20 protein-coding genes and 1 tRNA gene are annotated in these 24,930 nt (G+C 39.9%); 7 read left to right on the plus strand and 14 right to left on the minus strand.

The window, feature by feature from the left end; genetic code table 11:
• Positions 1-620: 620 nt before the first annotated feature.
• The 7 genes from M2135_RS07110 to M2135_RS07140 all read right to left on the minus strand — a co-directional run bounded on the left by M2135_RS07110 (position 621) and on the right by M2135_RS07140 (position 6,821).
• Positions 621-1,067, minus strand: a complete 447-nt coding sequence (locus M2135_RS07110; protein ID WP_280747833.1) for a beta-barrel fold lipoprotein — start codon at positions 1,065-1,067, stop codon at positions 621-623.
• A gap of 47 nt (positions 1,068-1,114) precedes the next feature.
• A complete protein-coding gene (locus tag M2135_RS07115) occupies positions 1,115-1,516 on the minus strand; it encodes a DUF1896 family protein (RefSeq protein ID WP_280747834.1) in 402 nt (133 codons plus the stop codon).
• Positions 1,517-1,567: 51 nt separating this feature from the next.
• A complete protein-coding gene (locus tag M2135_RS07120) occupies positions 1,568-1,945 on the minus strand; it encodes a hypothetical protein (protein ID WP_280747835.1) in 378 nt (125 codons plus the stop codon).
• Between the two features lie 452 nt (positions 1,946-2,397).
• Positions 2,398-3,303 carry a hypothetical protein gene (locus M2135_RS07125; RefSeq protein ID WP_280747836.1) on the minus strand — a complete coding sequence of 302 codons (906 nt, stop codon included), beginning with the start codon at positions 3,301-3,303 and terminating at the stop codon, positions 2,398-2,400.
• Between the two features lie 8 nt (positions 3,304-3,311).
• On the minus strand, positions 3,312-5,201 hold the full coding sequence (locus M2135_RS07130) for a phospholipase D-like domain-containing protein (protein ID WP_280747837.1): 1,890 nt from the start codon (positions 5,199-5,201) through the stop codon (positions 3,312-3,314).
• A 230-nt stretch (positions 5,202-5,431) separates the two neighbouring features.
• Positions 5,432-6,601, minus strand: a complete 1,170-nt coding sequence (locus M2135_RS07135) for a site-specific integrase (protein ID WP_280747838.1) — start codon at positions 6,599-6,601, stop codon at positions 5,432-5,434.
• Positions 6,602-6,750: 149 nt separating this feature from the next.
• Positions 6,751-6,821: transfer RNA gene (locus M2135_RS07140), tRNA-Cys, on the minus strand.
• 159 nt (positions 6,822-6,980) lie between these two features.
• On the opposite strand from M2135_RS07140, the gene rfbC reads away from it, so the two are divergent.
• Complete coding sequence (rfbC, locus tag M2135_RS07145; RefSeq protein ID WP_280747839.1) at positions 6,981-7,538, plus strand: dTDP-4-dehydrorhamnose 3,5-epimerase; 558 nt, start codon at positions 6,981-6,983, stop codon at positions 7,536-7,538.
• A 12-nt stretch (positions 7,539-7,550) separates the two neighbouring features.
• Positions 7,551-8,690 carry a dTDP-glucose 4,6-dehydratase gene (gene rfbB / locus M2135_RS07150; RefSeq protein WP_280747840.1) on the plus strand — a complete coding sequence of 380 codons (1,140 nt, stop codon included), beginning with the start codon at positions 7,551-7,553 and terminating at the stop codon, positions 8,688-8,690.
• Between the two features lie 15 nt (positions 8,691-8,705).
• Here rfbB and M2135_RS07155 read toward each other — a convergent pair whose 3' ends face one another.
• Positions 8,706-12,098, minus strand: a complete 3,393-nt coding sequence (locus tag M2135_RS07155) for an AsmA-like C-terminal region-containing protein (RefSeq protein WP_280747841.1) — start codon at positions 12,096-12,098, stop codon at positions 8,706-8,708.
• 407 nt (positions 12,099-12,505) lie between these two features.
• On the opposite strand from M2135_RS07155, the gene nhaD reads away from it, so the two are divergent.
• The 5 genes from nhaD to M2135_RS07180 all read left to right on the plus strand — a co-directional run bounded on the left by nhaD (position 12,506) and on the right by M2135_RS07180 (position 16,935).
• Positions 12,506-13,942 carry a sodium:proton antiporter NhaD gene (gene nhaD, locus M2135_RS07160; protein WP_280747854.1) on the plus strand — a complete coding sequence of 479 codons (1,437 nt, stop codon included), beginning with the start codon at positions 12,506-12,508 and terminating at the stop codon, positions 13,940-13,942.
• Positions 13,939-14,775, plus strand: a complete 837-nt coding sequence (locus tag M2135_RS07165) for an ATPase (RefSeq protein WP_280747842.1) — start codon at positions 13,939-13,941, stop codon at positions 14,773-14,775. The genes nhaD and M2135_RS07165 overlap by 4 nt, the downstream gene beginning before the upstream one ends.
• Before the next feature lie 5 nt (positions 14,776-14,780).
• The gene (gene murQ / locus M2135_RS07170; RefSeq protein ID WP_280747843.1) at positions 14,781-15,596 is read left to right on the plus strand and encodes an N-acetylmuramic acid 6-phosphate etherase; all 816 of its coding nucleotides are present in this window, start codon (positions 14,781-14,783) and stop codon (positions 15,594-15,596) included.
• A 50-nt stretch (positions 15,597-15,646) separates the two neighbouring features.
• A complete protein-coding gene (locus M2135_RS07175) occupies positions 15,647-16,270 on the plus strand; it encodes a hypothetical protein (RefSeq protein ID WP_280747844.1) in 624 nt (207 codons plus the stop codon).
• A gap of 86 nt (positions 16,271-16,356) precedes the next feature.
• Complete coding sequence (locus tag M2135_RS07180) at positions 16,357-16,935, plus strand: uracil-DNA glycosylase family protein (protein ID WP_280747845.1); 579 nt, start codon at positions 16,357-16,359, stop codon at positions 16,933-16,935.
• Positions 16,936-16,941: 6 nt separating this feature from the next.
• Here M2135_RS07180 and M2135_RS07185 read toward each other — a convergent pair whose 3' ends face one another.
• From M2135_RS07185 to M2135_RS07210, 6 genes are all read right to left on the minus strand, one after another.
• Entirely contained in the window at positions 16,942-18,186 is a 1,245-nt protein-coding gene (locus M2135_RS07185) for an FtsX-like permease family protein (RefSeq protein WP_280747846.1), read from the minus strand.
• A 42-nt stretch (positions 18,187-18,228) separates the two neighbouring features.
• Positions 18,229-19,428, minus strand: coding sequence for a pyridoxal phosphate-dependent aminotransferase (locus M2135_RS07190; RefSeq protein ID WP_280747847.1), 1,200 nt, complete (start codon positions 19,426-19,428; stop codon positions 18,229-18,231).
• 92 nt (positions 19,429-19,520) lie between these two features.
• Entirely contained in the window at positions 19,521-20,414 is an 894-nt protein-coding gene (locus tag M2135_RS07195; protein ID WP_280747848.1) for a YitT family protein, read from the minus strand.
• A 108-nt stretch (positions 20,415-20,522) separates the two neighbouring features.
• Positions 20,523-20,909 (minus strand): hypothetical protein, encoded by a 387-nt coding sequence (locus M2135_RS07200; protein WP_280747849.1) that lies wholly within the window; start codon positions 20,907-20,909, stop codon positions 20,523-20,525.
• Positions 20,910-21,362: 453 nt separating this feature from the next.
• Positions 21,363-22,538, minus strand: a complete 1,176-nt coding sequence (locus tag M2135_RS07205) for an MFS transporter (RefSeq protein WP_280747850.1) — start codon at positions 22,536-22,538, stop codon at positions 21,363-21,365.
• Between the two features lie 126 nt (positions 22,539-22,664).
• Positions 22,665-24,551, minus strand: a complete 1,887-nt coding sequence (locus M2135_RS07210) for an ABC-F family ATP-binding cassette domain-containing protein (RefSeq protein ID WP_280747851.1) — start codon at positions 24,549-24,551, stop codon at positions 22,665-22,667.
• Between the last annotated feature and the right edge of the window lie 379 nt (positions 24,552-24,930).

A 24,930-nucleotide genomic window follows, 5' to 3' on the forward strand; every position in this document is an offset into this window, starting at 1 on the left:
ATTGTTTGAAATTTGACAAGACATTTTAGGCAATCAAAGTAGATCTGGATAATGTATATTTTATAGACGTACATTGGTAAAGCAAGTAGTACTTTTGTACGTACAAAAGTGGTACTTGCCCCTGATAGGGGAGGGTCAAATTACTCGCAACTCGTAATTTTTAGAGATAAAAAAGAACAAATAAGCTAAAGCAAATTCATCTCAGAATGACGAAAGAATTCGCAGCTCACTTTATTATTGTTCTGCCATCATCTGTATATGTTATGATATCTTTTTGTGACCAGTGCATACATACAACAAAAATAGCTATCAGCCCTATAGCAATTTCTTTGATGTAATACCCGGCAATACATATTGCCGTTATGACAATAAGTCCTTTTAGTAACTGCCAGAAAGCCCTTGCTTTTTGCCCTGATACAAAATGCCGGTAAATACTCCGAATCCATCTGAAAATGAAGCGAAAAATCTTGTAGGCAAGATAGCCAATCACTAAAACTATAAATATGATGTGTAATATTTCTAACATCTCAATGCGCAATTGTGTAAATATGTGTTTATGTGTTTGCGTAAATACACAAACACATATTTAGATATCTTTTGTTATGCAGAAATAAATATGATTATCTTTCGTTAGTAAACAGCTCAACCATTTCAGACATAGATGAAGATGTAAAAGTCTTCTCCCCTTTCAATTCATCAACAAGCTTATCATTAATGTATGCCTTGATGGAATAGCTGCATGTTGTACCTTCATCAATGCTGATCATCGTTAACAGGACGAATAAATTATTTCCTTTACCGTCTGTACTACAAACAACTTTCTTCACGTTCTTAAGCTTATCATCTACTGAATAGAGAGTTCCTTTGTACTGCCCATTGCTATCGTATAGCTTGGCATTACTGGCATCCTGAAATCCAACAGAAACATTTACTTCATCACTCCCGGACAATTCGACCACGATTTTATGCACTCCAATTGTTCCTATCGGGTCGTTATCACCCGAACCACCACAACTGAAAAAAATCACCATAAACAATGCTGCTACAACTAAAAATTTACTTTTCATAAGAATGTGTTATTGATTTATATATAAATAATTACGCAAATAAGCAGTTAGTCAAAGAAGCTGACTAACCTTTCTTTCAATTTGATTTCTTCTTCAATATCTTCAAAATCACCACTGCACTGAGAAAATATGCCCTTCGCTTTGTCGTAAATATCCAAGGCTTTATCTACATCAAGGACTTCCTTCTTTTTTTCTTCGTATGTTTCTTGAATGAATGAGACAGGAGAAAATTCAAGTCCTCCATGAAGAACTGTGTTAGCTTCTTCCATTGCCAGGTAATGAGGTTCACCTCTCAATGAACTTTGCAAGTAAGCACTATGAGCCGAGTTAGCCCGTTGAACGATGAATTCTTCTACATCATCATCCTTAAGCATTTGTGGCTGATAGTTGTTCAGATAAGAGAATAGGTTCCTTTGAAAAGAATCAAGAAGGTTTAATTTATTATCCATGAGATTATATTTTTGTATGTATACTTGTTTGTTATTTTAATCCTAACTGGGCTACAGGTAGCCATTCAAGGTTAGTATGGCAATCTGTTTGGGATAGCTCTCAAAATCAAATAGATTAATAGGAATATGTTTTACACTGGTACCCACACCAAGTTCAATCCCGGTGATAATATGAAACAGTCCGAACATTGCTGTATTATTTAGAGAAGACAACTTTACATCTTTCCCTAATGTTTCGTTGTAGGTTTCCAAAGCGTGAAGAAAGACGAGATAAGGATCTAAACTAGTATCATTCTTGCAGTAGTCGGTAATATCTTCGGATATGTACCAGTATTCCAAAAGGTGTTTTGGAATTTCTGAGGTTAGTGCATTGATGTTTTTGTTTATATAGTCAATGCTTTCTTGAATGAGTGAATTTGTTTTTACCATGTTTTCCGTTTTTACAACTTGGAGTATCACGGCAAAAAAAGAAGACGTGGTACTCACCAAGTCCGAAGTGGAGGTACTGGTATACCCGACAAACGAAACAAGGCAAGCCCACGCCTATACGGCATGAGCATTGCACAGTTTCCTCGTTTGTCTCAAATTACCAGTTTTCCACTTCGAGGTTTATGTGAACGCTATACTAATATGTCTTTAGCGGAGTAAACCGCTTATTTTCTGATGCAAAGATACAGTTTTTCTAATAAAAGTTATATATAAAATCTGAATTATGGCAACAATGGCAATTGGGCGCTGGGCGGGGAACACGAATGTTCGTGCGGGTGCGAACGCTTGAAAATCCGACAGGATTTTCTGCGGGAAAACACCTCGCCTTGTGCCGAACCGCTTGTTGTGTGGTCACCCTATTGTTGTCTACAGATTGTTCTTATTGCTTATTATCAAAACTTTTTCCAATCAAAACTCTTGAAACCACTATCTTTTGCCCACTTTCTCCAAACAGCTTCCAATATTTCATTGTCGCGCAAACCTTTTGGATTTTTATATGTATTCAATCTGTTATCAAAATCTCTTTCGTGAGTTTCTAAAATATGTAAATTAAATTCAATATCTGATTTAACACACTGATAAGAAGGCAAAGTCAAAGATTTTTCCCTTTCAAGTGCAGTTTTTACATCTGTCTTGTTTTCTATACAGTATTGTCGAACTTTCTTAATTTCTGCTTCGCTAAAATAAAATTGACGATTTGTGTTTGCATTCCAGTATTCCAAATAACCATCTGTGAAAATGTAAATATGGTTATCGTAATTTATGAAAGTAGTATCTAATCCATTGGTCAGATATGTGTTTTCCTTTACAATATTTCCATTTTCAATTTTTTCAATCAAAATACTGATTAAATCTAATCCTTTATTTTTGGTGTTGTCATAGAGAGAAATGACTGAATTTTCAAATTCAACAAGTTTTTCAGCTAACCCATTACCTTCAAATTGACCTGTTGAGTTTACAAACTGTTGTTTATCTCCAAGACTTTTAATTTGGTCAACATCCACGATTGCTGAGATATTCCCGGAGAATGGGGAAAAGGATATACTCGATTTATCTCCAATTTTCTCACCGGGTTTCACACATTCGTTTTTAAAAAATTGAATAATTTTTCGTATTTCGTCAATATCCTTGGGCGGATATTGCTGATTAGGAATGTTGCTATTTATAAACGGTTCAATACGGTCGGACATATCGGACAGAATGACAATATTCTGGTATGTTAAATGCTTATTTTTCGCTTCAGGCAAACAAGATGCAAACAAAATAATTGCTAACAAAAAAACTATGCTCTTTTTCATTGTCTTATTTAATTTCTAACTACTTGTTCTATTTCGTTTACTCTTTTCGTTACTTCATTTTCAGAATAATAGTTCGGCAGATATTCAATAAATCCTGCTTTATAAGCAGAGATAACAGTGCTAAGAATTTCATCTGTGAATATTTTACCACTTGTTATCCTCGCATTGAAATCGTCAAAGATTATTTTTGTCTGTTTCAATAAATCGGCATATTTGTTTTCTATTTGATTTTGACGATTATTCATTTCTTGTTCTAGTTTTGATATTTTATCATTATTGTCTTTCAATGAGTTGTTGCAGTCATCTATTTTTTTTAGAAGGACTTCTTTATCTCCATTTAAATCTATCATTTTTCTTGCTAATAGTTGAATTTTTCTTGTTTTTTCGGCATCAACAATTTCTCTCTGAGATTTTTTATAGCTGTTTGATACGTAATTTATTATAAAGTGTGTTATAATAAGAGGCAACATGCCGAATACAAAAATCAGCCAAAATTCACCGTGAGTCACAACGTCCCAAATTTTCATTTGAGATTCTTGTCCGACCAACAAACTTTTTATTTCGTCTGTATTTATTGCAACCATTGTGGCAACTAAAACATCAAAAATTAATACGCCAATCCAAAAACACAGGATATTTACCCATTTTTTTTCACTGCCAAATAACTTCAAGTTTGATAGAGAAATCGGGATCAAAAAGAACAATATAGCCATTATTCCAAACAAAGACCCCTCTGTTGAGAATATTTTCAGAATGGCGTTTGCATCTACAAGCTGTGGCAATCCGGGATTTATACCTGCTTCCAATGAAGTGCGAATTGTATTTGCTTCAAAAAATACTTTATACATTGCTGACGCAAAGAATATTGACAAGTAATAAATAAATACGGCTAAACCCAAAAGAGCCAGAACTGTACCAACAGTCCAAAATCTTTTCACAATAACCGCTCCTTCTAATTCTTCTTGTTCGAGTTTGTTTTTTTCAATCTCTTTATTGATTTGGAATAATCCTTTTTCACTTGTGCTGTTATTGCCTGTTTCTAAAATAGATTTTCGCTGTTTTAGTTCTTCATTCTTATCTGAAATTTGTCGTTTTTCTAAATCAATCTCACGCTTCTCTACATTTATTTCAGTTAATTTGTCATTTTCCAAATCTGTTCTATTACCTTCGAATGCAGAACTTATATTTGAAGTAAGAATATTTTTTTTACTACTCAACCCTTCATCCGTTGCAAATACGCGAATTTTTTCTTTGATATTATTATATTCAGACTTAAAAATATCAATATTTCCTTCACTTTCTTTAGATTTTTCATATCCTTGTTTTTTGTAATCTTCAGCATCAATTTGAGCAGACAAATAAACGAGACTATTTAATTGCTGGAAAAAAGCATCCACGAAATTTTGGGGTTGTGATTGTTGCATATTGTTTTCTTTTTGTACTATAGTTGTATTTACATCAATATTATGGTCGATATTGTATTTTAACCTTTCAAATTCGACAAAGAGTTGTTTGTATGTTGTATAATCATCTGAAACATTCACATTTTCAACATTATTATTACTTGCGTTATAAGAATAATTGTATGAACCATTTATTGAAATTTTATTGTCGAGCAAGCAAAATTTATGGTGCATCATTCCTCTTTCATCTCCTGTATCAAAAGCATGAACATTTATATTTGCATCTTTAAGCATTTGCTTTACAGTTTCATTTTGGGCATTTGAAGAAAGAATAATATCAATAAAGACGTTTCTATTTTTTGCATCAATCAGTGCATTTGCAATATCTCTGTCTGTAAACCATGCCATTGCAAGATAAACACACTGTTTTGAGTTGTTTATCTCGGAAATAATTCTTTGTTTAATTCCTGTTCCGTTAGTAATAATTTCATTCATATTCAATTGTTTATTTTTAACCTATATGGTATGTTGTGGTTACAGACCAGTCAACTTAAGATAGGAATAATCCGTAAAGTAGTCAACTAATTTCAGGACGCTACAATACGCATGGTGTCGCACAACTCACATTTTCACACAATCTTTATCCAATTATGCTCGCCCCACAAAGATAGTACTTTCTTAAATAATTCTAATAAATAGAAACTACATTTCTAAAAATTAGACTTTTATGCTACCCACTTCGTCAACATCTCCCTGATTATATCCTCGTCCTGAAGATGTGTGTAAATATCTTTAATGTCGTTCCCTTCCGCATGTCCCATAATTCGTTCAGCAATATTTTCCTGGATGCCTTTCTGGGCAGCAATCGTTCGGAATGAATGCCTGGCTCGATGGAACGTTACCTGTTTATTTATACCTTGTTCGTTCATTATGTCTTTCAGATAACGGTTCGTGGGTTGATTCGTCAAGACGGTAAATATCTTTTGAAAGTCCTTCCCGGAGCCGAGTAAGGCTTTTACTTTATCAGAAACAATCGGAATTCGGTAGGGTATATTATTTTTATAGCGTTCATTGCAAAGCAAAAGACACTTATGTCCATCCACCATATAATATTTCAAATCAGCATAGGTAACAATATCATACTCAGCATACGAAAGTCCACTATAACACGCAAAGAGGAAATTGCGCAAGACCGTTTGTTTTCCTTTGGTATAGACATTGCTTTCGTAAACTTTGTATAGCGTTTCGATTTCTTCTTCCGTTAAAACATCGTTATTCTCTGCTTTGATTTTCTTTTTGATTTCAAAGTTGTCATACGGATTCTTGGTGATTAGCTCTTTCTTCATGGCTACACCTATCAGAAACTTGAAATTAGCATGCTTTTTGTAAACGGTAGATTGTTTGTTGCCGGATTCTATTTCGTGCTTATGGAAGCTTTGAATAAAGTCGAGCGTTATTTCGCTAAACAAAAGGGTTGGTTTCCATAGCTTCATTGTATTGATAAGCTTTTTATAGTTATCAATAGTTCCTTTGCGCCTGTCTGTTTGGAGAAATTCGAGTTCTTGTGTGATGAAGTCATAAAAATCTGTATGACTTTCCGTCTTTTCAAACAATAGCTCTCGAAACTTAGGAATAGGTAGCGGATTATTATGGTTATCCAACACAAGCTTAACCGCTCTCTGCTCTATCTCTTTGATATACTTGTTATAACGGAAAGATAGCGGTTCTCCAGCACGAACCATTGAAGCGTTCTTATCCCAATGCCGGGGAAGAATAGAAATTCCTAAACCAATATGGGTACTCTTTCGATGGGCGACATAACGCAGGGCTAATTGCTGTTTGCCATCTTGCTTGGTGTAGTCCTTGCGTAGGACAATTCTTACTGTTGCTCTCATATTTGCTCGAATAAAATTCGGTCAACATTCGGTCAACAGAATATGCAATTTCTGAAATTTCGCTTTCTAAACCTTCTACCACAAAGGCGTTAATTGCTTGAAAAACAGAAGGATTAGAAATTTACTTTCTAATCCTTCAACATACTTAGAGGTTCCTGGCGGATTCGAACCGCCGTAGACGGTTTTGCAGACCGGTGCCTAGCCACTCGGCCAAGGAACCCAATCAAAGGAAGCTATTCCTTTTTGCGACTGCAAAGTAAACGATTCTTTTTGGAAATAGCAAATGTTTATTTTCTTTTTTGGAAGGGGTTAACTCCAGGGTGTATTGGAGGAGTGGCAAAAAATGGCTTACTTTGTTTTCTCAAAGAAAAGATGGGATATGACATTTACACAAACAGCTATACCGGAAGTATGGATCATTGAACCAAAAGTATTTTCTGATGAAAGAGGATACTTTATGGAAGCATATAAACAGGAAGAATTTGAGAAACATATAGGGAAAGTTTGTTTTATACAGGACAACGAATCCTGTTCTTCTCAAAATGTTTTACGGGGATTACATTTCCAACTCCCTCCCTACTCGCAAGCCAAATTGGTACGTGTTATTAAAGGTAGTGTTCTGGATGTCGCTATAGATATCCGACCCGGATCTCCTACATTTGGTCAGCACGTCGCGGTGGAGTTATCGGAAACAAACAAAAGACAACTGTTTGTTCCCCGAAATTTTGCACATGGATTTAAAGTGTTAAGCAAAGAGGTTATTTTTACTTATAAAGTGGATAATCCATATATGCCTTCGCATGAAAGAGGGATACGCTACGATGATCCGGCAATCGGTATTGATTGGGGAATAACTGATCCGGAGATGTTGATCCTGTCAGAAAAAGACCGTCATGCCCCTCTCCTATCTGAAACTGAATTAACAACCCTTTTCTAATCAACAGACAATATGAAAACTTATTTAGTAACCGGTGCTGCCGGTTTTATCGGTGCAAATTTCCTAAAGTTCATGTTAGGTAAATACCAGGACATAAAAATTGTAGTATTGGATTTGCTTACCTACGCCGGAAACCTGGGAACAATCATTGAAGATGTAGACAACAAAAGATGTCTGTTTGTCAAAGGAGATATCGGAGATCGTTTGTTAGTTAATCAACTTTTTGCAGAACACCATATCGATTATGTCGTAAACTTCGCTGCAGAAAGTCATGTAGATAGAAGTATTGAGAACCCTCAACTATTTCTGATGACCAACATACTTGGCACCCAAAACCTACTGGATGCCGCCCGTTTAGCCTGGACTACAGGAAAAGATGAAACGGGTTATCCGGTATGGAGAGAGGATGTTCGTTTTCATCAGGTGTCTACCGATGAAGTCTATGGAAGCCTCGGAGCAGAAGGGTATTTTCACGAGACCACCCCACTCGATCCACACAGTCCCTACAGTGCGTCCAAAACAAGTGCTGATCTGATTGTCAAAGCCTATTCGGATACCTATAAAATGCCGACTACCATAACCCGTTGTTCCAACAACTACGGTCCTTACCACTTTCCAGAGAAACTGATTCCACTGATCATCAAAAATATTCTGGAAGGAAAATCATTGCCCGTATATGGCGACGGCACCAATGTGCGCGACTGGTTGTATGTAGAAGATCATTGCAAAGCGATTGATCTGGTATTACATCAGGGACGTAACGGAGAGGTCTATAATGTCGGAGGACACAACGAGAAGCAGAACATCGACATTGTCAAAACCATCATCCGTACCATTCGTGAAATTATGGATACAGAACCCGCCTATCGTCAGGTTCTAAAGAAAAAAGAGTTCGACGAGCAGGGTCATATAAAAATCGACTGGATCAATGATCACCTGATCACCTTTGTAAAAGATCGCCTCGGACATGATCAACGGTATGCAATCGACCCGACAAAAATATCCCACGAGTTGGGATGGCTGCCTGAGACTCCTTTTGATAAAGGGATTATCAAAACAATTCGTTGGTACCTGGACAATCAGGAATGGGTAGATACAATTATAGACGGTGATTATTTAAACTATTACGAACAGATGTATCACAACAGATAGCTGCCTTAAATCAAGTCAACTTGTTGATTCCTCATTCCCGCGAACTTCTACTTCTGCGGGAATCGTACTTTCTTCATTCGCAGGTTCTTGCTGCCGAAAACTAACCAATTCGGGAGCAGTCTCTTTGATTTTTTCTCTGATCGCATTACGGATCTCCTGCCTCAAACTCACACGGCTATCATTCAGATCGGCCGACCGGGCAGGTTTAAAGGTATCTTTATACTTACATTTGACAATTTTATATTTAAAATCATCCATATTTCCGGTGACATCTATTCCTAACTTAAACGGAACAGGCGATTTCAATACCGACACATGGTAATTAAAAGTCATATCCAGATTATGCGTTCCCCCTACGGCTACCCGGTAACGATCCATTTCAAGCAGGAACGGGAAAACCTCAATCTTATGATCACGGATCGCCAGATCAACAGAAATACTATCAATCTGATTCCGTTCCTTATTCTTGAACATCAATGTTTTAGATATTTCAGTAAACGTTTCTCCATCAAGCAACACCATATTTTTGCCATACAGATAACAAGCCGACTGCAAAGAGGGCAGAATCATCGACATGGTAGAATCAATATCACAGGTTGCCGTGATCTGACAGTCGACCATCCCTTCAAAAGAACGAAGCATAGGAACCAGCGTATCTATCGACGGGAACAGACCGATCAGTTTGTCCACTAATATCTGTTCCATCTCCAGATCAAAACCGGCAGTAGCCCCTTGGCGATCCTTGGCGGTATAGACCATGGTCAGATTCCCATTCCCTATATTCGACTTCATACTCAGGTTACTCAGATTCAGGCTTTGATCACGTATAATGATCTTTCCTTCCACATTTTCCAGATTCAAGTCCGTATAGTTTACTCGTTTGGCTTTGGTATGTAACGTCATATTCAGATTACGGGGAACAACGAACAGCACATCAGTCGTATCTGCATCTATCACATCTATCTCTTGATGTTGTGCCAATTGCTCATCCTCGTCGATGACCTCGTCGGAGTTCAACAACTGATTTTCGGCCGACTCCAACTGTTCGGCAAACAGCATACCCCGATTAATAGCTTGCATTAATTGATTACAATCAATCGTATCCGATGTTAAATAGAATTCACCCTGTAACGTTCCTCCACGCAACATAGCCTGCCGGATACGACTCAGTTCGCCACTCAATGTAAAATCACTTTTCCCGACACGCACCCGGGCATCAGTCATTGTTACTTTATTCGTGTCAAAATTAACGGAAGTATTTCCCATACGAATAACTGTAGGAAATAACCGGCTAAAAACACGCATCTGTTTAAATTGAACGCTACCTCGCGCTTCCCAGTTTCGTAATAATTGATTGGTTTCACTACCTGTTGTCGACTCCCTACGCACACGACCAGTAGAGTCTCTTCGCGCCCTGAAAGCCTGCATTCTCAGGCTATCCCTTTGAACAGATCTATTCGAAGGGTGTATACTATCCGTCTGAGTACCATTCGCCTGTCGACTCGCTCTTCGCGTTGCCTGTTGTTGACGCATCGCATCGCGATAAGGCAACGCCTCCAATCGAAATACGCTTTCCGCCAAAGTGGCTGTCGTCCGCGTTGGTGCCACAAAATATTTCAACGTATCCACCGATATTTTCATGGCAGCTACAGGTTGCCGCTTATTATTTTCCGAAGCTTTCAGACCACCCTGTACCAATGCCTGGCGCACACTCACCCAGACCGAATCGGGCATACGTGTTCGCAAATGTTCAAATTTCAACTGTCCGGTCACCGGAATAACAGCTGTCGTATCAATTACCTGAGCCGTATTCGCTTCCAGTTCTACCTTTCCGACACGCGTATCTATTTCATCCTTATACCTGATATTCAATGAATCGACAGTCAGTTTAGCATTCAACATATCCTTAACATTCAGATACCGGCTTTCACGTTCGACCGCCCCGACGACCAAATGAGCATCAGCAATCAGCATATCTATATCCAAAGGCTTACTAAACACTTTAAAAGTATCGATATCCAGACGTCCTTTGGCTCGTATCTTATCAAAACGACTATTAATAATGTCCTCAGAAGTAAAAGAGGCACCCAAATCCATATCTGCTACTCCCCGAATCAAAAAGGTATCCGGATTCAGAAACTCTTCTCCCAACCGGGTGAAATCGATACGCCCTTTCATTTGCATATCCACCGATGGAGTATTCAACAGATTGCTCACATTTCCTTCTACATGAAGAGAGGTGTTCAACCCTTCCAACACCAGGCTACCCAGATTCAAATAAGACGATTCGGGAGAGACTCCATCTACAAAAACATCCATATCCATCGAGAGATTTTCAATTCCCTGCTCGACATCTTTCATATGATAAGCGCCATCGGCAATCCGGCAATACAAATAAACCGAAGGCATTATACTATCACCCAACACCCCATTCACACTAGCATCAAGCATCACAGACCCTTTTGCCTCCATCCGGTGACGATTCGGCAAATAGTCACCCGGAATAAAAGCAAGTAATTCATTGATATCCGTTGCACCAAGTCCCAGATTCACATCAAAACGAATGTTATTGCTTTCGGGCATGGCAAAGACAACCCCATTCGCAGTAAAAGGCAATTTATTAATGCGCATTTCAGCGCGGGTTAAAGTCGCCACCGAGAAATTATGGCTCATTTCAACACGGCTTTTGAGTTCCCAATTCAGCCGGTTTGTTAATGAATACGAAGGATTGGTATATAAAAAAGAGGAAGAGCCCGTTTCAATCTCAAACTGATTCCCTCCTCCTGTAAATGAACCGGTAAGCATCAGAAAGAAATCATCCATCTCCATGTACGTATCCTGCTGTTCATCATCATAGATAAAATGTGCATTTGTTATATGTACACGTTTCAGGTCGATAGTCGGCAAAGGCTCCTTTGGAGCATCTACCTCAACAGACTCACCCTCTTCCGTTTGATAAATAGCCCAATTGGCTTTCCCTTCCCTATTGACATATCCATAAAAATGAAGTCCGTCTATCAAGATCTCATCGATAGAGATTATTTTGCGAAACAGGTAGTCAAACGGACGTAAGGAGAGCGTCACCTGATTGAAAAACAGTAATGAGTCGGAATGCAGATTCTCCACGCCTATATGTAAATGGTCGTCATCGGCCGCATGTGAGATTAATCGGCCGTTGGTCAGTTTTACGCCCAGATTAGGGTAGGTCTCCCAAAAAGTTAATTCGACATGTTCACATTCCAGATGAGCATCAATAAAACGATTGGTTTGTTCGATCACCAACGGAGTCAGTTTCTCCGGAGGAAGTACTCCCCATTTTAATATTCCGAATCCGACAAGCGGAAGAATAAACAAAACGGTTACCAAAACAGCAACTGAAATTATTAACAGACTCTTTTTGCGCCTCATACACACTGTTCTTTTATCGGAGCAAACATACGTATAAATTTTCAATTTTGACTTTAGCCACTGATTTGCAAATCATAAAAAAGAAAAAACAAAAACAACGAATGGTTTATTTGTGCCTATTGGAACACTTTTTTGTTAGAGGTACGTCTAAAACAATTTAGAGGTACGTCTAAATCTGTTTAGAGGTACGTCTAAAATCATTTAGAGGTACCTCTAACAGAAAATGAACCTACGTGTCACAAAAAAACGGACAGAATACTTCTTTTATTCCTATAGGATGGTACCAGAAAAGGTCGGTGAACTTAAAAAAACAGTCAAATGCTCCATTCTGCACGATTCTATTGTGAAAATTTTATAATTATTACTATTTTTACACCGTTTTTACTCAAACTAAAAAAAAGAAGATGATATTAACCGCCATGCTTTTCGTATTTGTGATAGGCTATTTGTTTATCGCATTAGAACATCCTTTTAAAATCAACAAAGCCGGGAGTGCACTATTGACCGGAACTGTGTTATGGGTCATGTATGTTTTTGCTGCACCCGATCTGATCCCTTCAGTCTCTTTCGAAGAGTTTCAGCATTTCCTACAATCGTCTCCCGCCCTTCTTTCCGAATCGTTTCGCGACCAATGTATCCATTTTGTAGTAGATCATCAACTGATTCACTGCATCGGAGAAATCGCTGAAACGCTGATCTTCCTGATCGGAGCTATGATTACGGTAGAGTTGATCGATGTTCACGGAGGTTTTTTATTTATCACCAACAGAATCACCACCACCAATAAACGGAAACTTTTAGTGATCATTGCTATGCTGACTTTCTTCATGTCGGCAGCGTTAGACAATCTAACTTCTTCGATTGTCATGATTATGTTGATCCGGAAACTGATCGGAAACTTCAAGGAACGTTGGGTATTCGGCAGTATCATTATCATTGCGGCAAACAGTGGAGGAGCCTGGTCGCCGATTGGTGACGTGACAACGATTATGTTATGGGTCAGGGGAAATATTTCCACCTCTGCCACTATACCGAACCTCATCTTGCCAAGTATTGTTTCGGCATTGATTCCGGTACTGATAGCCACACGCTTTTTACATGGGAATGTAACTCCTCCTATTTATTTCCAGGAAGAAGACAACGACGAATTATTGAAAGAACTCAAGACAAAAGAAAAACTGTCCATATTGATCATTGGGGTGTTATGTTTGATCTTTGTTCCTATATTTAAAACAGTAACCCACCTGCCTCCATTTTTAGGGATTCTATTGGGAGTCGGTATCTTATGGGTCTATACAGAAATCATGTACCGAAGAGATACAATTAATGAAGATTTAAAACTTCGTTTATCCAAAGTTGTGCGACGTATTGACGGAGCGACTCTGCTTTTCTTTTTAGGGATTTTGCTGGCGGTCGACGTTTTGCGTTTCAGCGGCATTTTGGGTAGTTTCTCCGTTTGGCTGGATCAAACTGTAGGTAACGTATATGCGGTCAATATGGTCATCGGGGCATTATCTGCCATTGTCGACAATGTGCCTCTGGTAGCCGGTGCGATAGGGATGTACCCTGTAGCCACCGAAGCGATGGTTGCTGCTTCGGCTAATCCGGAATATATGATGAACTTTGTACAGGATGGTACTTTCTGGCAGTTCCTGACCTATTGTGCCGGGGTTGGTGGTAGCATGCTGATTATCGGTTCTGCCGCCGGAGTAGTCGTTATGGGATTGGAACGTATCAATTTTATGTGGTATTTGAAACGTATCACATGGATGGCAGCGATAGGATATATTGCCGGAGCCTTGGTGTATATGCTCCAAAAGTGGCTGATTAATTTATATCTATGATCTTGATCGCCGACAGCGGTTCTACAAAAACCGACTGGTGTCTTATTCATGAGGGTGTTGTCGTACAGCGTATTCCAACAACCGGGATAAATCCCTATTTTCAAACTCCCGAGGATATTTCGGAAGAATTGAACCATTCCCTTTTTCCATTATTGGAATCCCATCCAATAGAAGCCGTTTTCTTTTACGGTGCAGGGTGTGCTTTTCCGGAGAAAAATCGGATATTGGAAGAACTGCTCGGCAATAAATTACAAGCCCCCGTGGAAGTGCATAGTGATTTAATGGGTGCTGCACGGGGATTATGCGGTTTGTCACCGGGTATAGCCTGCATTCTGGGTACAGGTTCCAACTCATGCCTTTTCGATGGTGTGGAGATTATCGAACATATCCCCCCTTTGGGATACATCTTGGGAGATGAAGGCAGTGGTGCCGTGTTGGGGAAATTATTCGTTGCCGACTGTCTGAAAAAACGTTTGCCTGAACCGCTTATTCAGAAATTTATGCAGCGTTATGAACTTACCCCTGCACTTATTCTGGAGAAAGTATACAAAGAACCTTTCCCAAACCGTTTTCTGGCCAACCTCTCCCGTTTTTTATGGGAAAATCTGCATGAGCAGCCTATCCGCCATTTGGTGCGCAGTAGTTTTCAAAACTTCTTTGTTAGAAATGTGATGGCTTATAGTGGCATGGATCAATTACCTATACATTTTACTGGCTCAATTGCGTTCTTCTATCAGGATCTATTAAAAGAGGTGGGAAGTGCACTCGATCTGAATATCGGAATGATCATGCAATCGCCAATGGATGGACTTATTCAATATCATACCGTTTAAGAATTATGGCTTTTCAGAAAATAACCGAATCGGAATCATTATACAATCATCTGGAAAAGATGTCGGTTGGCGAACTATTGGAAAACATCAACCGGGAAGATCAAAAGGTTGCGCTTGCTGTTCAGAGAGCCATTCCTCAGATAGAACAATTGGTGACCGCATTGATCGATCGGATGAAACGAGGAGGACGGATATTCTATCTGGGAGCCGGCACAAGCGGACGACTGGGGGTATTGGATGCCTCCGAAATTCCTCCCACCTACGGTATGCCTAACACAATCGTTATCGGACTGATTGCCGGAGGTGATACCGCCTTACGCAATCCGGTAGAATCTGCTGAAGATGACTGGATAAAGGGGTGGAACGAACTACAGGCTTATCAGATCGACAAAGATGATACCGTTATCGGAATTGCCGCATCGGGAACCACACCGTATGTGATCGGAGCATTACAGGAAGCACGTAAACAAGGTATTCTCACCGCCTCCATATCCTGCAACCCCGACTCTCCCATGGCTGCTGCGGCCGAGATTGCCATTGAAGCGATTGTTGGCCCTGAATTCGTGACCGGAAGCACACGCATGAAAAGCGGTACCGCTCAGAAAATGATCCTGAATATGATCACCTCCTCGGTGATGATTAAATTGGGACGGGTGAAAGGTAACCGAATGGTCAATATGCAATTAACCAATCAGAAATTGGTCGATCGAGGGGTAAGAATGCTCATGGAAGAATTAAAACTCGATAATGAACAAGCCAAACATTTATTGCTTTTACATGGGTCTGTCAAAAAAGCAATCGACGCTTATCACAAGGAATAATGCTTAATTTATTCTATCTTTGTCACTCATAAAAATTATCGTTCATTCAAATGGGTCTACTACATAAAAAAGAAGAGACAACGGACTATGCCGGCGAACGTTCCGTTGAAGAGTTCATGACATTTATACGGGTTTATTATCAAGCCGTTATGGCTGTCAATCTGGGAATTACCAACATCAATATGTTGCCTGATATGGCCTTATTCAAACGCATGTTGAAAATCCCGACACAAAACAACAAACCGGGTCTGGCCGAAAAATCGCGCGTAAAAAAAGTTCTGATGCAAGATTATGGATTAGGCGAATACTTTTTCAAAGAGATTGATGCATCTGTAAAGAAAAACTGTAAGTCACAACAACATATCCAAACCTATTTTTTCCAGTTTCAAGGCTTTTGTCAGGATCTGTTCGGATTACTTGATAATCTGATGCAATGGAAATTCCGTCTGTCTATGCTTGTCAATAAACTGATGCGACGCCAGATAACCCGTGTGATTCATGACGTGTTTACCAAATCGGAATGGAAAGAGGTAAATGATCAGAAAAGGGCATGGAGTATCCGCAAATACGCCGAAACTCTGGGATATTCGGAACAGTGGGTCACTGACTTTGTGTACAACATCCTTGTACTGGCTAAAGCTGATAACAAAAGGGATCGCAAAAAGAACAAATAATTGGGTTGTGATATGATCTCTAACTGTTCATAATAGGATTCTATTGAAATAATGATCGAAAGATCAGTCTAAAGATTATGAGTAACATGGATCATACCGAAACCCATCCATTAGGATTTTTTCTTCCTGAAAATACCCGGTTATTAATGCTGGGTAGCTTCCCGCCACCCCGGTCGCGCTGGTCGATGGAGTTCTATTATCCCAATATCCAGAACGATATGTGGCGGATTATCGGTTTGATTTTCTATCAGGATAAAGATTACTTTCTGAAAACAAAGAAGAGTTTCAGTCGTGAAAAAGCTGTTGCTTTCTGTGAAGAGAAAGGGATTGGGATCGGAGATACAGCCGCGGAAGTGATCCGGCTAAAAGCAAATGCATCGGATAAGTTTCTGGAAGTGGCAAAACCGTTTGATCCGGAAGAGGTATTGTCACAAATTCCGTTGTGTGAGGCGATTGTGATTACCGGCCAAAAGGCGATGGATACATTCCTCTCCGTGATTCCCCAGGCTGAAGAGCCGAAAGTTGGAGAATATACTTGTTTCACCTGGATGAAGCGCTCTTTCAAACTCTTTCGCATGCCCTCTTCCTCCAGGGCTTATCCCAAGCCTTTAGAAGAAAAAGCGGCGATGTACAGGACGATGTTTGCGTCCATACAGATGTATTAAAAGAGTTTATTCGAACCGGATGCTACGAACCGGATCTATTTTTGTGATGAGATAAGTCGGTCCCAACATCATCAACATGGCTGCTGCCAACGTGCCGAGATTGATCAACAATAAAGAGGTTAGGCTAAGATCGATCGGAACAGCATCCAGATAATAGGTCGACGGGTCTAAAGTAAAAACTCTAAAATAAGATTGGATCAGGCAAATCAATATGCCAACCAGATTACCCCAAACCATCCCCTTTCCGATCAAAAAGAAAGAGACATATAGAAAGACTTTGCGTATACTGACATTATTTTGCCCCATCGCCTTCAGTATACCTATCATATTCGTCCGTTCAAGGATAATGATCAACAAGCCTGAGATCATTGTAAAACCGGCAACAGCCATCATCAGAATAAGAATAACAACGACGTTGACATCCAATACTTCCAACCAACTAAAAATCATAGGATTTAACTCCTTGACAGAACGGGTATAAAACGTGTTTCCATTTCGATCTTGCTTCTCCGCCATATCAAAATACAACGCTTCAGTAATCTGATCCAGTTGATCATAATCATGAACCAACAACTCGATTCCGCTACATTGATCAGCTTCCCAGCCATTTAAACGGCGGATTTGCCTGATGTCGGTTAGAATAAAGAGTTTATCATAATCCAGAAAACCCGTTTCATAAATACCGGAAATATGAAAACGTCGGGCACGTACATCCTCTTGTACGAAATAGGCAAATAGATTGTCGCCGACTTTTAAGCCTAACAGATCACACAAATAGCGGGAAACCAATACCTCCGTCGAATTTTTGTCCGGATCAACCGTAAAGAGTTCCCCCTCCTTCAAGTTATTCCTAAAAAAGGTCCAGTCAAAATCGGTATCTATTCCTTTAAAGATAACACCTTGAAATTCGGCATCTGTCTTTACTATTCCCGGCTTAGTTGCAAACACTTCTATATGCTTTACGCCAGGCCAAACACGCAATGCCTCTTTCAATGAATCATTCACTGCAATCGGAGTAGATTCATACGAAGAATTACTATCAAAATTGGTGATTTGAATATGCGAACCGAATCCGATGACTTTATTCCGGACTTCCTTCTTAAACCCTACGACGATGGCTACAGACAAAATCATGACACCCAAACCCAGTGCCAGACCAATCATGGCAATACGTACAGCAGGAGAAGTCACCTTGCGGTCACCGTCTTTACTGAAATGAATCTTTTTAGCTATGAAAAGTTCTAAATTCAATGGAATCAAATTAATAATTAACAATTAATCATTAATCATTTTCTAAACTGTTCTTCCGGGATAAGCTTCCAATGCTTTGGCCAATACCATAAGGGCTTTGGCTAAATCTTCTTTGTTCAAGACATAGGCTATACGCACTTCATTTTTACCCAAACCCGGCGTCGTATAAAAACCGGAACCCGGAGCCATCATAACCGTTTGACCTTCATACTCAAACTTCTCCAGACACCAGGCACAAAACTTATCGGCATCATCCACAGGTAGTTTCGCCATGGTATAGAACGCTCCCATCGGAATGGGAGAATAACATCCGGGAATACGGTTCAACCCATCAATCAAAAATTTACGGCGTTCCACATATTCGTTATACACATCCAGCATATAATCGTCAGGCGTATCCAATGATGCTTCCGCAGCAATCTGTCCCAAAAGCGGAGGACTCAGCCGAGCCTGGCACCATTTCATGACATTCTCTTTAACCATCTGGTTTTTGGTGATAATGGCTCCAATGCGAATACCACATTCACTGTAACGTTTGGATACCGAGTCGACCAACACCACATTATTCTCTATACCTTTCAGGTGAAAAGCCGAAATATATGGGGCGCCGGTATAACAGAATTCACGATACACCTCGTCGGAGAAAAGAAACAGATCATATTTTTTGACCAGATCACGAATCTGATCCATCTCCTTTTGAGTATACAAATAGCCGGTCGGATTATTGGGATTACAAATTAGGATGGCTTTCGTCCGCGGTGTGATTAGTTTTTCAAATTGCTCCACAGAAGGAAGCGCAAAGCCCTCTTCGATAGAGGAAGGGATTGTCTTAATGACTGCACCACTGGAAATAGCAAACGCCATATAGTTGGCATACGCCGGCTCAGGAACAATCAACTCATCCCCCGGATCCAAACAGGCCATAAAGGAGAAAAACACAGCCTCTGATCCTCCGGTCGTGACGATGATATCATCGGTTGTCACCTGGATATTAAACTTGGCGTAGTACTTGACAAGTTTCTGACGAAAGCTGAGTATCCCCTCACTGGGAGAATATTCCAATACCTTGCGATCGATATGACGTATCGCGTCCATCGCGACTTCAGGAGTAGGTAAATCGGGTTGTCCGATATTGAGATGATACACCTTGGTTCCTTTTGCCTTAGCCTTATTAGCCAGCGGGACGAGTTTACGAATGGGAGAAGCTGGCATGCTTACTCCACGTTGCGAGATACTGGGCATTTTGTGTAATTTAGTAAATGATGTATTCTAATTTCTTGTAAAATGCTACAAAAATAGCGTATTAAGCGATACCATGCAACATCAGGAGCGGATTATATTCCGGGTGGAGGTGAATCTTTACTGGCATGCATTGTCGAGACAAAAGCGTGGGGATCGATCATTTTTATCTCATTTTTCAAACGGGGAAGATCTTTACGTTCCGCAATCGTAAATATGATCTCTTTTTCTTTTCCCTCATACATCCCTTTTCCATGGATAAAGGTACCGCGCATGTTCATTTTTCCAACCATCAGATCTTTAATTTCCTGCGTTTTAGGCGAAACAACAAACACGGCTCGGTTGGGATTTTCCGTTTGAAACATCTCGACCACTTTTCCATAGACAAAAATGGTAAACCAGGAATATAACGGAACAGCCCAGTCCTGAAAAACAATTAACCCCAATAATACGACAATCGAATCCAATACAATGATCATATTACTCACCTTCAAGTTAGAGTTATTGGCTAATACACGTGCCAACACATCCGTACCGGCACTGGTACTATGTGCCCTGAAAATACAGGTCACGCCCATTCCCAGAATGGCTCCCCCATAAAATGCAGCGATAAATGTATCATTCTCCAATAAAGGTTCTGTCATAAAATAAGATAAACCGTCCGTAAATAGAGAAATCAATAAAAAAGTCACCACCGTTTTCGGACCCGACGCCAATCCGATCTTCTTCATGGCCAGAATCATTAACGGTATATTGAAACAGAGTGCTGTTGCCCCTATCGGTAGCCCTTCAGGCATCAATGGAAACAGGCCTTGTGTCACATAATGAATCACGATCGATATCCCATAAACACCTCCCGGCACAATCTTATACGGCGCCAGAAACAAGACATAACTCAATGCCTGTAAGAAAGCACCGACTACGATCAAGGAATAATCCAATGCGTTATTTCTCAATGCCTTTTGAGATGGAAGAACAAATTGTTTCATAGATCAGAATAGATTATTTATGTTTTGCCGGCGCAAAGATAGATATAAAAAAAAGAGACTGTATCCTTCCGATACAATCTCTTTCCGAATTATTCGATCTCGCTTTGTTTATTTCGTATGTGCCAGATAAACATCTGAAACAACAGTATGACCCAAAACACGATTATTGTTATTCGTCACATTCAACAAAGTAACATACTTGCGATACTGTTCCGTAGTCAAGACCTCTTTCATCAGTTTTAGATTACCATACACCGCCTGGTGCATTTTTCTTTCCTGACGTACCGGATTTCTACTCAAACTCTCCTTTTGCATTTCAATGAAATAGTCATTGATATTCACCACTTCTGTCATCTGATAGGGAGCTAAGTCCAGATAAGTACTTAATTTGTTGAAATCAACCATAAAAGGTTTCTTACTTACACTCTGTGCGTGTGTCATACTCAATGTAGCGCTAAAAGCTAAGGCCGCTACTGCCATCACTAAACGTTTCATAACCTAAATTTTTAACCTTAATAAATAACCTAAAATCCGGTAAAACAAGTTTACCTACTTTTCACTTAACAATCTCAATCTTTTGGTCAGTCTATTTTGATATAACCTAAAACACTCTTTTTTGCCCGACCAATTACCTTAATTCATTTTTTGTCTTTACGTTACTGCAAATATAACAACATGTTTTGCAATAATGTTTTAAAACATCGTTAATCTTCATCAAAATATGGAAAAATAACACAAAACAGATTTATCTAAAAACATTTTCATCCCTCATTTACCCCATATACTATCTATATGATAATAGACTCTATCTATAACCTTTCCGTTCTTTGTATTTCTTAGACACAAATATAACAGAAGGTTTAACCGATTTCAAAACAAAATCGACCAAACCGTATAAAACATCTGCGATCACCGCAAATGCATCTGCAAAGAAATGCATAGAGATTGTCAGACAGGCTGTTTGTTTCGTTCGTAAGAGGCTCTTACACGGAAGATATACACAAAGAGAGAGAGAAGACAACAGGCAGCACCCACCAGATAAGCCATAGCCATATATATCTGTGATGCGATAAAACCGGCTAAAAGCATTCCGATTCCAACTCCCAGATCAAACGAAGTCAGATAGGTCGAAGTCGCCGTTCCGCGCATATTATGCGGAGCCACATTGACAAACAGACATTGAAAAGCCGGAACACTGATACCAAACCCAATACCTATCAATAAAGCACAAACAAAAAAGACAACCGCATTATGAAACAGCGCAAATACAGCAAAAACAAGACTCAAAGAGATCAACGAACAGATCGAAACAAGATGAATCTTTCCCCGGTCGACCAATTTACCCGAGATCAAACGAGCCGTCCCGACTCCAACAGCCATATATATAAAGAAATAACCCGGATTGACCACCTGAATCTCTTTACCATATAAAACGACAAACGAAACCACCATGCCATAAGGGATCGCCACAAGCATATAGGAGAACGCCGCTGGCAATGCTTTGAGCAAAAGGAAACGATCCAACGAAAACGGAGGACGTTGTATTTTCTCACGTTTCGGATATCGGATCAGACTCACAGAGAGTACCCCTACAAAAGCGATCGACAAACAAACTCCTACCAGGGGATGAAAGCCATGTCGCCCATAAACCGCCACAGCCACCAGCGGAGCCAGCGACATCGCCAGATTAATATTCAATCCGTAAAAACCCATCCCCTCTCCTCTTCGCTTCGACGGAATAACATCGATCGCAATGGTATTCCCCGCCACAGATGTTAACCCGGCAAATCCACCTTGCAGAAAACGAACCGACATCACCGTCACAACGGTTGCCGCAAAATAATAGCCACAAAACGAAATCGCAAAGATCAGATAAGCAAAGAAATACAATGGTTTACGAGAAATACAATCGACCAGATATCCCGAAAAAGGTCTGACACACAACATCCCTATCGTATAACTCGACAACACCATACCGACCCTGGAAGTATCAATACCCAATTCTTCCACTAAATAAACCGGCATCGTAGGCATCAACATATAAAAGGAGAAATTCAGCAGAAAGTAGGAGATACAACACTGAATAAAATTCCGATTCCAAAGCTGGGGTTTTTGTTCATCCATTTCCTTCAATCAACGTATTGCCTTAAATTATAAGTGTATGCCTTAAATTATAAAAGTGTATGCCTTAAATTACCTTAAACCATAATTGCCAACTGTCAACTGTCAATTGTCAATTAGCGAATACACTCAAGCGTATTCGCTAAGTTCAAGCCAACGCATCGTTTTCTCTTCGATCGCTTCCAACACCTCTGAGATACGCTGCGATTTCTCCATTAATTCGTCATTCGACAGAGAGCCACTGCTCATCAACACCTCCAGTTCAGATTTTTCTGTTTCGAGCGCTGCAATGTCTATCTCTAAAGACTCATACTCCTTCTGTTCTTTATAGGTCAGTTTTTTCTTCTGCTCTTTTTCCTGCCGGTTCGGTTTTTCCGGAGCATTATTCACCTGTCGTTTTATTTGCGACGCTTCCGCCTCCTTTTTCAACTGTTCGTCTGCATCCTTCCAGTCGCGATATTGTGTATAATTACCCGGGAAATCTTTAAGTTCCGCATTCCCATAAAAAACCAATAGATGATCAACCACCTTATCCATAAAATAGCGGTCATGCGAAACCACGATCAGACACCCCTTAAATTGCTGCAGATACTCTTCCAATATATTTAATGTAACAATATCCAGATCATTGGTCGGCTCATCCAAGACCAGAAAATTAGGGTTACGCATCAATACGGTACATAAGTACAACCGCCGCTTCTCTCCTCCACTCAGTTTGTGGATATAATCGTGTTGTTTTTCCGGAGCAAAAAGAAAATAGTTCAGAAACTGAGAGACTCCCATCCGATTACCATTGCCTAAATCGACAAATTCAGCGATATCCCTTACAGCATCGATCACTTTCATCTCCTCATCAAACGCCAACCCCTCCTGGCTGTAATAACCGAAACGAACTGTTTCGCCAATATCAAACCGTCCGCTGTCGGGCTCCACCTCACCCAACAGCATCTTAACAAAAGTAGACTTACCTGTGCCGTTATTCCCTACAATGCCCATTTTCTCATAACGCGCAAAAACGTAATTAAAATCTTCCACAATCTTAATGGCATCAAAACGTTTAGACACATGTTCGGCTTCGAAGATTTTAGAACCGATATACGACGCTTTAACATCAAGGCTCACCTGTGCGTTATCCCGTCGCTGTTTGGCACGCTTTTCCAATTCATAAAAAGCATCGATGCGATATTTTGCTTTCGTGCCTCGTGCCTGAGGCTGACGCCGCATCCAATCCAACTCTTTCTTCAATAAATTATTGGCACGTTCTATATCCGTATTGAAAGTCGCAATACGCTCCTGTCGCTTTTCAAGATAATAGCTGTAATTCCCTTTATATTGATAGATCTGTTGATGATCGATCTCCATAATCTCATTGCAGACACGATCCAGAAAATAACGATCATGAGTCACCATCAAAAGACTGATCGTCGCCCGACTGAGATACCCCTCCAGCCATTCTGTCATTTCAAGATCCAGGTGATTGGTCGGCTCATCCAGTATGATCAACTCAGGTTCGGTGATCAATACATTGGCCAATGCTACCCGTTTCAACTGTCCACCCGAAAGCGTTTCGACTTTCTGATCCAGATTATATATCTTAAGCTGCCCTAATATCTGCTTGGCTTTCTGCTCATAGTCCCACGCCTTCTCATTATCCATCCGCATGAGGATCTCATTCAGTTGCGAATGGTCATCTCCGGACATCACCTTTTCATACTCCGCGATTAATCTGACGGTCTCATTGGTCGAATAAAAACAAGCCTCCAACACTGTTAACCCCTCCGGATATGCCGGAGACTGCTCCAGATACCCCACACGCAAATCGTTTCGAAAAACCACAGCGCCACTGTCGTAATCTTCTTTTCCTGCAATAATATTCAACAAAGTGGTCTTCCCAGCACCGTTTTTGGCGATTAAACCAATCTTTTGCCCCTGAGCAATTCCAAAGGTTATCTCTTCGAAAAGCAACAAATCACCAAAACTCTTTGTCAACCGGTCTATCTGGAGGTAGCTAATCATCTTTAATTTCTTGATCAATTTATGAAAACGCAAAGATAAAAAATATACGGCGACAAACCCTTTTATCTGTTTAGAATTCAAAACAGGAGATAAACAATGAACAACACCCACTCCTTTTTCTGTCTTATTACAGAAACTTAATAGACTTCTTTCGAATACTTTTTGGTTAGAGGTACCTCTGTTTTCTGTTAGAGGTACCTCTAAAACAATTTAGAGGTAGGTGTAAATCCATTTAGAGGTACGTCTAAACGAATTTAGACGTACCTCTAACAAAAAACAGACCCAGGTGTCCTGTCCTGAAATAGGTTGTCATTCAACAAAAGTAAACTTATGTTAGAAACGAAACAAAATGGCAGTATTCGTTACAGCCGCTCATTAA

The sequence above is a fragment of the Parabacteroides sp. PF5-9 genome, assembly GCF_029893105.1.
GTDB lineage: Bacteria > Bacteroidota > Bacteroidia > Bacteroidales > Tannerellaceae > JARXWG01.